Below are 11,597 nucleotides of genomic sequence, written 5' to 3' on the forward strand. Positions count from 1 at the left end.
AATGTATACAGTATTGTATCAACAACAACACTACTATTTCATACATAAGGAGATCAAAGACCATGGGCAGAATGCGCGAAAACCCCCGTTACAATGTTATTTCAATGAGAGTCAGCGATGAAGAGCGTGAGCAGCTGGAGTCCCTGGTACGGCGGACTCACAAGTCGGTATCAGACATCATGCGTGAGGCCATGGTCGCTTTGACCCTGCAACTTGACCATCACGACCTTCGCAAAGCAGCTTAACAGCCAGCAAACGAGTTGGCTCCAGTCATACAAAAAGGCACAGGATCTTCCTGTGCCTTTTTGTATGCTCTATTTGTGTGCCACTAGTGGCATTAGCTAGCTTATGACCACCTCAAACTGCTCCTGATGAAATCCCGGTTTAGCTCTGACCGTTACCCGTTTTTTAAATTTCTTTTCCAGCTCCTCCAATCCACGACGCTCCTCATCATAGAGCAGGTCTGCTACCTGCGGATGTACGCTGAGCAGCACTTTTGTGCCACGAATATCCAGCATTTCACGTCTCAGTTCCCGGAATATCTCATGACAGATCGTAGTCTTTGACTTGACATAGCCACGCCCTTCGCAGTAGGGGCAGGGCTCACACATCATCCTGCCAATACTTTCACGTACCCGCTTACGGGTCATCTCAACCAGGCCCAGCTCAGAAATTTTCAGGATATTGGTCTTTGATTTGTCACTCTTGAGTGCATCTTCCAAGGCAGCGTAAACCTTCTCACGATTGACCTCTTTCTCCATATCAATAAAGTCAATGATAATAATGCCGCCGATATTGCGCAGACGCAGTTGATAGGCGATCTCTTTGACCGCTTCAAGATTGGTCTTGAGAATGGTGTCTTCCAGATTGTGCTTGCCGACAAAACGTCCGGTATTCACATCAATGGCGGTCAGGGCCTCGGTCTGCTCAATAATAATGTAGCCACCAGACTTTAACCAGACCTTGCGACCCAAGGCGCGACTGATCTCCACCTCAAGACCGTACTGATCGAAAATAGGCTCTTCTTCATCATACAGCTCTATTGAGGATTTCATCTTTGGCATAAAGGTGGAGATAAACTGCACAATCCGGTCATGATCCGGCTTGGAATCAATTACAATCCGGTTCACGTCATCGGTAACAATATCCCGCACCACCTTCTGAACCACATCAAGATCAGCATGAATAAGGCTTGGCGCGGTTGCCTTCTCCTTTGTGCTGACAATCGCTGCCCAGACCTTTGCCAGATATTGCATATCAGCACGCAGGTCATCTTCAGATTTGCCTTCAGAGGCTGTTCTCACGATAAAGCCACAACCCGGCTGACGCACACGATCAACAATCTCACGCAGCCGTTCGCGTTCTTCCTCATCCTCTATTCTGCGGGAGATACCAACATGGTCAACGGTTGGCATATAGACAACATGACGGCCAGGCAGTGAAATATGGGAGGTGATCCGGGCTCCCTTGGTGCCGATCGGTTCTTTGGAGACCTGCACCAGCAGCTCCTGGCCTTCCTGCAGAAGATCTTCAATGGGATGCAGCACCTTGAACTCCTGGTTACTGCCGTCATCATGATGGTCTTCTTTTTTACCCTCATCCATCAGGTTTTCATACTCTTCAATGGCGTCAAACACATCGGCTACGTAGAGAAACGCAGCCTTTTCAAGTCCAATATCCACAAAAGCAGCCTGCATGCCGGGCAACACCCGCACAACACGCCCTTTATAGATATTGCCAACAATCCCTTTTTCCCGGGTCCGCTCAATGTACAGCTCTGCAATGGTCCCTTTCTCAATCAGAGAGATGCGGGTCTCGTGGGCAGTGACGTTGATAACCAGTTCTGATGCCATGGATGATACCTCTATAAAAAAATAATTTTGTATGTTCTCTTCAGTATGCCACAAAAATCACGGATGTCTTCTGGATCTGTGCAGATTTCAGCGCATCTGGCGATAAGCCGGTTACTGCAGCAGCCAGCTCGATTGCCTTTCCGCGGCCAATCGTCAGTTCAAGACAGCTGCCATTGGCTGACAGTTCTCTGGTTTCCTGTCGCAAATCAATGGTTTGCTGTTGTCCCTTCTTCTGGCGAACCAACACCCAGGAATCTTGTGCCATAAATTGCACACATTGTGCCTTTAGCTGTTCAGGGTCATAATCAGGCAGTGTGATGCGATAGCAGGTGGCCACAATTAAAGGAGAAAGGGACTCGGCCTTGAGTGGCACCTCGGCTGCTTCCAGAATGGCTATGCCATCAGGCAACACCTGATTCAGGCGCTGAAGAGCCTCATCCGGCCCCATATTGCCCACAAACATGTCAAAGTATTCTGCCTGGGATTCAACCCCCACTGATGTTGCGGTGGCAAAGGAAAAACGGGGATGGGGATGGAAGCCCTGGCTATACAGGATTGGTACTCCGGCACGCTGGACAGCACGGGTAAAGAGGTTGATCAGCTCAAGGTGGCTCAAGTAGCGAATGTTGGCGGTCTTGGAAAAACGGAGCCGCAGGCGACGCTGCACTATTTCGTATGACATTTCAGTCTGTGTATTGGGTGAGCTGGGCAGCTCCTGTGCTTCAAGCACGCGATTGCTCAGCAGCTTGAAATCACAGACCCCACAATTGGAGCAGGCACCAAAACGGCAGTCGGGGGTTGCTGCTTCAGCATGGGCGCGCTCCAGCTCTTTTAGCAGGAAGGTCTTTTCAATACCCGCATCCAGGTGATCCCACGGCAGCAGTTCATCCGTGCTGCGTTCCCGCAAATACCATTGCGGATCAATTCCGCATTCGCTAAACGCCTGTAACCAGCGTGGAAGCGAAAAATGCTCGTTCCAACCATCAAAGCAGGCACCCAGCTCAACGACACGCTCAAGCACATCAGCCAGACGGCGATCTCCCCGTGCAAAGACACCTTCCATAAATGACAGTTCTGCATCCTGATATTTGAAGTTCAGCTTGCGCCGACGCATCTCATCCTTCAGGAAACGCTGGCGTTCACGGGTCTCATCAAGCGACAGCTGGCGCTGCCACTGAAACGGGGTGTGGGGTTTGGGCACAAAGGTGCTAACCGCCACATTTACTTCACCCTGTCCGCCTGAACGACGCGCCTGATTTTTAACCTGACGGGCAAGTTCGGGAATTGCCTGAAGATCTTCACGGGTTTCAGTGGGAAGGCCCATCATGAAATAGAGCTTGATTGATCGCCATCCGGCTGCATAGATATTCAGGGCACCATCCAGCAGGTCCTGTTCAGTGATCCCCTTGTTAATGACCCTGCGCATCCGTTCACTGCCAGCCTCTGGCGCCAGGGTAAAGCCGGTCTTGCGTACTTTACGAATTTCGTCAATCAACCCGGCGGTCAGTGTACCGACCCGCAACGACGGCAGTGAAATTGCAACCCTGCCATTGGCATGGCGAGCCATCAGTTCCTGCAGCAACGGGGCGATGCAGCTATAGTCGCCGGTGGAGAGGGACAGCAGCGAGATCTCTTCATAGCCGGTGTTTTTCAGTGAGGTTTCAATCAGCTTACTGATTTTTTGTGGTGAGCGCTCCCGCAGTGGACGATAGATATAGCCAGCCTGACAGAAGCGGCAACCACGGGTGCAGCCACGGGCCACCTCAATCGCCACGCGGTCATGAATGGTTTTCATAAACGGTATGATCGGACTATCAGGAAAGACCGCAGATTCAATGTCGGGTAGAAAACGTCTGCGTACGGTGGCGCAGCCCGGCTTCAGTGCCTGAACAGAGGCAACCCGTCCATCAGCATGATAGTCAACCACGAAAAACGAGGGGACATACACGCCATCAATATCAGACAGCTTTTCCAGCAGTTCCTGTTTGTTCCGGCTATCTGATTTCTTCCAGTCTCGCACCAGATTTGCAATCTCGATGACTGCCTCTTCACCATCGCCCAGCAGGAAAGCGTCAAAGAACGGGGCAAGCGGTTCAGGGTTATAGGAACCGGGGCCGCCGCCGATAATCAATGGCCAGCTCTGATCCCGATCAGCAGCCCGCAAAGGAATGGCAGCCTGACCCAACATGACAAGGATGTTTGTACAGGATAGTTCATACTGCAGGGTAAAGCCGATGATATCGGCTTCAGCAAGTGGAGTAGCTGTTTCAAGGGTGGCGAGTGACACCTGTTCTGCTGCCATTTGAGCAGCCATATCAGGCCAGGGGGTATAGACTCGTTCGGCAGCAATGCCATCCAGAGCGTTGAGAATTTGATAGAGAATCCGAAGTCCAAGATGACTCATGCCGACTTCGTAGACATCGGGGAATGCTAATGCAATCCGCAGATCAGCAGCGTGTTTTGCCACTGTCCCCATTTCCCCGCCCATATAGCGGGCAGGCTTTTCAACGCTTAACAGATCCAGAGGCATGGAAGTTCCTTGCTGAAAAAGAAAAACCTCCGAAGTCTGCACTTCGGAGGCATTTTCTTTTAAATGGTGCCCAGGACTAGACTCGAACTAGCACACCCTTGCGAGTACAAGCACCTGAAGCTTGCGTGTCTACCAATTCCACCACCTGGGCAAGGACTGAGTATTTATCATTGGCTTCGGGAAAAAGCAATCATTTTTTATCCGGATGCAACAAAAAAAATGCCGGTCACCATGCTGCAGGTGACCGGCATCTAGAAGTGGCACTATCAGTCCGCCAATTACATATTGTAGCCGGATTCGCTGTGTTGTGTCTGGTCAAGACCCATGATCTCGTCTTCCTTCTCAACCCGCAGACCGATGGTTTTGTCCAGAATGAAGGCAATAATGGTGGTAACGATGAATGCATAGGCACCAGCAGCTACAACACCGATGATCTGTGTAACAACCTGCTTGGGCTCGCCGGCAATCAGGCCTTTAGCGCCTACAGTTGCCAGTACACCGGTTGCGATAGCACCAAAGGTACCGCCGACACCATGCACACCAAAGGCATCCAGAGAGTCGTCATACTTCAACTTGGCCTTGATAATGATGGCAGTGTAGCAGATCAAGCCTGCTCCCACACCGATGATAATAGCAGCTCCAGGGGTAACCAGGCCGGCAGCCGGAGTAATGCCAACCAGGCCAGCAACAACGCCGGAGCCGAAACCAAGTGCTGAAGGCTTGCCGGAGTGCATCCATTCAGCAACCATCCAGGCCAGACCGGCAGCAGCCGGTGCTACAGTCGTGGTAGTAAAGGCCAGGGCAGCGGTACCATTGGCAGCTACGGCGCTACCAGCATTGAAACCGAACCAGCCGAACCAGAGGATACCAACACCCAGCATGGTCATCGGCAGGCTATGGGGAGCCATCCGCTCAGTGGGGAAGCCATGGCGCTTGCCAAGGAACATCAGTACTGCCAGGGCAGAAATACCGGATGAGAGGTGAACAACCGTACCACCAGCAAAGTCCAGAGCCCCTTTTGCCAGCAACCATCCACTTGGCCCCCAAACCCAGTGGGCGATCGGATCATATACTAATGTTGTCCAGACCAGAGCAAAAACACAGTAGGCAGAAAACTTCATCCGCTCGGCTACAGCTCCTGAAATGAGCGCAATAGTGATGATGGCAAACATGCCTTGGAACATTACAAATACATATTCAGGAATGGCATCCGCTGATGTGGCAACAAATTGGAAAAGGGTGTCCGGGGTGATGCCGTTCAACATAAATTTATTCATCTTGCCCAGAAAACCACCGCCGATGTCATCGCCAAATGCCAGCGTGTAGCCGATAACAACCCACTGCACGCCAACGATACCCATGGCAACAAAGGAGTGCATCATGGTCGAAAGGACGTTTTTAGAACGGACCATACCTCCGTAGAAAAGGGCGAGACCTGGAATCATAAAAAGAACCAGGGCGGATGATATCAACATCCATGCGGTATCAGCACCGTTAAAAACAGCCTTTGGCGTTGCAGGAGCGGCTGCAGGAGCAGCTTCAGGTGCGGCGGCAGATGCGGCTGCAGGAGCAGCTTCAGGTGCTTTGGGGGCCTCCACAGTAGTTGCTGCAACGGGAGCAGCATCTTTCTTCTCTTCAGCCATGGCAGAAACACCTACCAGAGCGGTGAAGAGGGTTAACGTTGCAATAATGAGTGAATGCTTGAGTTTCATAACCAGCCTCCTTACCTATTTAAATGGTTTTCTGAATCTACCTGTCTTTAAATCGCTTCGCCGCCGGTCTCGCCGGTGCGAATCCGTACTGCCTCTTCCAGGCCGATGACAAAAATTTTGCCGTCTCCGATCCGGCCGGTTTTCGCGGTGTTCTGGATTGTCTCAACGACCTTGCCGACCAGCTCATCGGACACGGCAATCTCGATTTTAACCTTAGGAATAAAATCAACGACATATTCAGCACCACGGTACAGTTCGGTATGGCCCTTCTGGCGCCCAAAACCTTTTACTTCACTGACGGTAATACCCTCAATACCGATCTCGTTCAGGGCATCCTTGACTTCGTCTAATTTAAACGGTTTGATTATCGCTTCTACCAGTTTCATGGTGTCAGCCTCCTTTCGGTCCTTCAGATGTTGAATATGTAATGTTGCTGCGTTAAGGCTAAAAAGCCCGGGGGCCTGACGCCCCCGGTAAAAGAAGGAGGACAGCGGCGTTTGTTGTGCCTGCACCGTATGGCGCCTGTCGTGTCTATCATTAAGCAGCGAGCGTGCCAGTTTTATACTTATTGTAAAAACAGGTGGTTACCCAAAAGCATGGACATGTTTTAATCTGGCTGTGATTAAAAAACAGGCTCTTTTTTAATTTGTCCGCCTGCAACTAAGGCAGTCGATGTTGTTTTTTGACCATTGTCATAAATGTGGTAGGCTTGCTGAACAAAATTCTTATTAAGAGAGGAACAGGCTATGCCGATAGTTGCCCGTATGGAAGAACTGCCTAATCTGGGGAAGAAGCTGGTTTCAGTTGCCGGACAGGAAATTCTGCTGGTAAATCTTAAGGGGACGATCTACGCGGTTGAAAACGAGTGTCCTCATCAGGGTGCGCCAATGACTGGCGCCCTCCTCAAAGATACCTACCTTGCTTGTCCTCGCCATGGCTACCGTTTTGAGTTAAAGGATGGCAGCTGCAAGGAGCATCCGGAGTTTACCCTTAAAACCTGGCCGGTCCGGGTTGAAAACAACGAGATTATCGTTGACGTGGCGTGACAAAACCATACTTGATGATCTAACGCTGCTTGTGCTGTTGGGGCTTGCTCTTACCGCCACAATCTGGGCGATCATCCATGCCCTGTTACACAAACGTGACCCTCGTTCAGCCTTGGTATGGGTAAGCTTATGTCTCACGATTCCACTGTTTGGGCCTTTTTTTTATTGGCTGCTGGGTATTAATCGTATTACCAGGCGGGCACACCGTTGGCAGAAAAGTGGCCGCCGATTGGACTTCCATGAGCTTTCCTCCCCTGGGACAAGACAACCCCCGCCTCTTCCAGAGGTCTATCAGGGGCTGCATACTCTTGAAGCCCTGACTGATCGAGTTGTCAGGACCCGCAACCATGCAGGCAACCGGCTTCTACCCCTTAAAAACGGTGAAGAGGCCTATCCTGCAATGCTTGACACCATACGGAGCGCACGCCACTCCATTCATCTCTGCAGTTATATTTTTGATGGGGACCTGATTGGTGGACAGTTTGTCAGTGATCTAGCTTCAGCCGTACAGCGAGGCGTTATCGTACGAGTCATTGTGGACGCGATGGGAGAACGCTACAGCAGTGTTACTGCCCGTGCCGCTTTACAGGGCAGCGGTGTTGATATCCGGCACTATCTCCCACTATACAAAGGGCCGTTTATCTATCTTCGCAACCACAGAAAACTGCTGGTTGTTGATGGCTCCGTTGCCTTTACCGGCGGAATGAACATTCGCAGCAACCATTGCGTCGCAACAGCAGAGCTGCATCATGCGGCCACTGATCCGCATTTTCAGGTACAAGGGCCGGTTGTAGGAGATCTGCAACGTATTTTTCTGGAAGACTGGTTTTTTGTCAGCGGTGAGCGTCCTGACGATGCTCACTACTTTCCAGCACTTACGCCCTGCGGTACTGCGCTGGCACGCGCAGTTGCCGATGGCCCGGACAGAGAGTTCCGCAAGCTGGAGTGGATTGTGATGGGGGCGCTTTCCACGGCTAAGCAGCGGATTCGCATCATGACCCCCTACTTTATTCCTGATCGCCCTATGGTGACGGCACTGATTACTGCTGCCCTGCGGGGGGTTGAGATCACATTGGTGCTGCCTCAGCTCAATAATCTGCCATTTGTAGCCTGGGCCTCACGGGCAACCTACTGGGAGTTAATCAAAAACGGGATTCATATCCTGGAACAGCCTCCGCCTTTTGCCCACACCAAGTTGCTGCTGGTGGATGATATCTGGAGCATGGTCGGCTCTGCCAACCTTGATACCCGCAGTTTTCGCCTTAATTTTGAGCTGAATGTAGTTGTATTTGATCAGGAATTTTCTGCTCAACTGGGCTCTCACTTTGAAGCTGTTGCGGCTGTTTCCCATGCCACAACCCTGACAGAGATGGATAGCCGTCCACTTCTGGTTAAGCTGAGAGACGGTGCCGCTCGACTTTTTTCACCTTATCTGTAAAAAGATCAAAAGACTCTTTTTATCCTCTTGACAAGTAACAGATTGCTTGGTATCAATTTTACACAAACAAATCACGCTATCCCCCAAGGAGAAAACACTATGTCAACCTGTACTCTCGTTACCAAAACTGCTCCTGACTTTACCGCTGATGCTGTTATGGCTGACAATTCATTCGGTCAGGTCACCCTTTCCGGCTACCAGGGCAAGTACGTCTATCTGCTGTTCTATCCTCTGGACTTTACTTTTGTTTGCCCCTCTGAAATTCTGGCATTCAACAAAAAGCTGGATGAGTTCAAATCCAAAAACTGCGAGCTGCTCTCCATCTCAATTGACTCCAAGTTCACCCACCTGGCCTGGAAGAACACCAAGATTGAGGACGGCGGCATTGGACAGGTACAGTTTCCGATGGTTGCTGACCTGAATAAAGAAATCACCAAGGCCTACGGCATTGAGCATCCTGCCAGTGTTGCCCTGCGTGGTCTGTTCCTGATCGATCCTAAAGGTGTTGTGCGCCATTGCGTAATCAACGATCTGTCCCTTGGTCGTAGCGTTGACGAGGCCCTGCGGATGCTGGACGCACTGCAGTTCACCGACACCCATGGTGAAGTCTGCCCGGCCAACTGGAAGCAGGGCGATGAGGCCATGAAGCCCACAGCGGAAGGTGTTGCTTCTTATCTGGCAAAACACGGAAAATAACTTGTCTGGTGGTACATCAGATTAGTATCGGGACGGCGCTACCAAGAGGTGGCGCCGTTTTTTCAGGTTACAGCATGACAACAGCAGATTTGCCGCTATACTGGTGCCATGCACCGAAGCGGCACGCCTTCATATCCCGTACACTCCGACTGTGCCCAGATTAACGGCGTTGTTGCCGTTGAGCCTGCCGGTTCTTTTTTTCGTGTCTTTACCAGAACTGCTCAAGGCGTTACCTTCCACGATTATCCCTTTACACCTTTTATCCTGCTGTCGGATTCTGGCCTTGCAGATGCTGCCCCAGTGACTGTCACGCACCATCATCTGGCTGGCAGTGGCAAACTTTGCTGGCTTACGGAACTTGCCAGCTGGCACGACTGGTGTCTGCTACGGGACTATCTGCAGACGCTCAACAGACCTGAGGAGTGGTTTGCTATTCCAGACAGTTGTCTACAGTTTTTGATTACAAGTGGAATTACCTTTTTTAAAGGGCTCTCCTTTAGTAATCTGAATTCTCTTGACGTCCATGTTCAAAAAGATGATCAATCCCTGTTTGTCATAGCTGTTACTGATGGCTACGCCTGTCATGAGGTTATTGCCGGCAAGCACCTGACTGAGACAGCAAAACTTATGCGCCTCACGCAGATTATCAGGGATCAGGATCCTGATATCATAACCGGCTATCAGCTGAATAAGCACGTGCTGCCGCAGTTGATCAGCTATGCACAACAGAATAAGGTCAGACTTGAATGGGGGAGAAACGGCTCTGAACTGTATCAACAGCAGCCAGTTGATTATCGCAGCAGCCGGCGTTACGAAGTCTATGGCCGCTCACTGGTCGATCTTCAGCAGTTGATGAATCGGCATGATCGACAGATGCAACCAACGCAACTACCTACAGATGAAAGTGCCGTGCTTGCAGCGGCGAAGAAGGCGGTTCAGCGTTATCAGCAGATTGCGCCTGATTGGTGCCAACAGGTGCAACGGTATCCAATCAGTTTTCAGAAGTTACTTTCCAGTCAGGCCGTAACAGCGGTGCATGCACAGATGATTCGCGCATATCTGCTACAGCAGCATGCAGTACCAGCCCGGTCTTCAGCCCCAAGGCGGATTCATAACCATGGTACAGATTTTTATCAACAGGGACAGGCAGGGCCGGTTATCCACTGCAGCCTTGCCCAGCTGCCTGTTGCAATTATGGTTGCCTACCGTATTGCTCCACGTGCAGATGAACTTGGTCTTTTTAGCAAACTGCTCGGAGAGTTGCATCAAGATAGCGTCTGTAACCAGACTGCTGGCCCTGAACTAGTAGTGTCCGGTTGGTATGAAATACTCAACAACGCACAGACGTTATTCTCAGATGCTGAAGCCGCTTCAGAAGTTGTACGACTTCGGCAGGTTATTACCAGAGACCTGCTTGATTGCCTGAAAGAGCAGGGTGCTACACCGGTGGTTGTTGATCAGCAGGGAATATACTTTATACCGGTATGCGGTCAGCAGGACGGCAGTACAGAGGTCCACGTTCTGACTCAGCGTTTAGACATGATTATACCAAACAAGGTGGTTTTACCAATTACCGGACCATACCGATCAATCTTCATCTACAAGCCAAACCAGTTTGCCTTGCTGCACCAAGATGGAGAGATTGTCTTCAGCGGCAGCAGCTTTGCATCGCGTAGCAGAGAACCTTTTTTAAGGGAATTTCTTGTGGAAGCGGTCAGACGACTACTTACAGGCCAAGGGCAGACGGTTGAACAACTCAACGCCGAATTTGTTCAGCGACTGACAGGACCTCATTGCCCTGTAACCTGGGTTATGCGTAGTGAGACCTTGGTTGACTCCAGAGAGCAGTACGAACGAGCTGTATTAAACAAAAAGAGAAACCGTGCTGCTGCCTATGAGTTGGCAATTGCTACAGCAGGAGCGTGGCGGGGAGGGGATATGATCAGTTATTATGTGACCGGGCATTCAAAAAACTGCGTGGTGCATGAAAACTGTAGACTGGTAAAAGATTTTGACCCGCAGCAGCCTGACCTGAACAGGCTCTGGTACCTTGAGCGACTTCACCAGCTTTTCAAACGGCTACAACCATTTTTGCCTGTAGAGCCGCTATTGTTTAAATAAAAAGGCCGCATCCCGAAGGATACGGCCTTTTTAAGCATAGCTAAGAAGCAATTACTTAGCAGGAGCAGCAGGAGTAGCTTCTGCAGGAGCAGCAGCGTCTTTCTTAGCGGCTTTTTTAGCTTTTTTAACTTTCTTCTTTGCAGGTGCCTTCTCAGCAGCAGGTGCCTTCTCAGCAGCAGGAGCAGCAGGAGCAGCAGGCTC

General features: G+C 50.8%; 9 protein-coding genes and 1 tRNA gene. 5 read left to right on the forward strand and 5 right to left on the reverse strand.

The features are described 5' to 3' along the window. The first annotated feature begins 62 nt into the window (after positions 1-62). Positions 63-245, forward strand: a complete 183-nt coding sequence (locus OEL57_RS09245) for a ribbon-helix-helix protein, CopG family (RefSeq protein ID WP_300739888.1) — start codon at positions 63-65, stop codon at positions 243-245. Between the two features lie 96 nt (positions 246-341). On the opposite strand, the gene OEL57_RS09250 is transcribed toward OEL57_RS09245, so the two are convergent. The 5 genes from OEL57_RS09250 to OEL57_RS09270 all read right to left on the reverse strand — a co-directional run bounded on the left by OEL57_RS09250 (position 342) and on the right by OEL57_RS09270 (position 6,481). Then, a complete protein-coding gene (locus tag OEL57_RS09250) occupies positions 342-1,853 on the reverse strand; it encodes an Rne/Rng family ribonuclease (RefSeq protein WP_300739889.1) in 1,512 nt (503 codons plus the stop codon). A 40-nt stretch (positions 1,854-1,893) separates the two neighbouring features. Continuing rightward, positions 1,894-4,383, reverse strand: a complete 2,490-nt coding sequence (locus OEL57_RS09255; protein WP_300739890.1) for a TIGR03960 family B12-binding radical SAM protein — start codon at positions 4,381-4,383, stop codon at positions 1,894-1,896. A 64-nt stretch (positions 4,384-4,447) separates the two neighbouring features. After that, positions 4,448-4,534, reverse strand: a tRNA-Leu gene (locus tag OEL57_RS09260). A 127-nt stretch (positions 4,535-4,661) separates the two neighbouring features. Then, positions 4,662-6,095: an ammonium transporter gene (locus tag OEL57_RS09265; RefSeq protein ID WP_300739891.1), complete on the reverse strand. Its 1,434-nt coding sequence runs from the start codon at positions 6,093-6,095 to the stop codon at positions 4,662-4,664. Positions 6,096-6,142: 47 nt separating this feature from the next. Beyond that, on the reverse strand, positions 6,143-6,481 hold the full coding sequence (locus OEL57_RS09270) for a P-II family nitrogen regulator (RefSeq protein ID WP_078791069.1): 339 nt from the start codon (positions 6,479-6,481) through the stop codon (positions 6,143-6,145). Positions 6,482-6,841: 360 nt separating this feature from the next. Here OEL57_RS09270 and OEL57_RS09275 point away from each other — a divergent pair, with 360 nt between their 5' ends. The 4 genes from OEL57_RS09275 (at position 6,842) to OEL57_RS09290 (ending at position 11,396) form a co-directional block, all read left to right on the forward strand. Further along, positions 6,842-7,141, forward strand: coding sequence for a Rieske (2Fe-2S) protein (locus OEL57_RS09275; protein ID WP_300739895.1), 300 nt, complete (start codon positions 6,842-6,844; stop codon positions 7,139-7,141). Then, entirely contained in the window at positions 7,128-8,579 is a 1,452-nt protein-coding gene (locus OEL57_RS09280) for a phospholipase D-like domain-containing protein (protein ID WP_300739897.1), read from the forward strand. The genes OEL57_RS09275 and OEL57_RS09280 overlap by 14 nt, the downstream gene beginning before the upstream one ends. A 99-nt stretch (positions 8,580-8,678) precedes the next feature. Then, a complete protein-coding gene (locus OEL57_RS09285) occupies positions 8,679-9,275 on the forward strand; it encodes a peroxiredoxin (RefSeq protein WP_300739899.1) in 597 nt (198 codons plus the stop codon). A 108-nt stretch (positions 9,276-9,383) separates the two neighbouring features. Then, on the forward strand, positions 9,384-11,396 hold the full coding sequence (locus OEL57_RS09290; RefSeq protein ID WP_300739901.1) for a hypothetical protein: 2,013 nt from the start codon (positions 9,384-9,386) through the stop codon (positions 11,394-11,396). Positions 11,397-11,597: the final 201 nt, after the last annotated feature.

It is taken from the genome of Trichlorobacter sp., assembly GCF_030247655.1.
Classification (GTDB): Bacteria; Desulfobacterota; Desulfuromonadia; order Geobacterales; family Pseudopelobacteraceae; genus Trichlorobacter.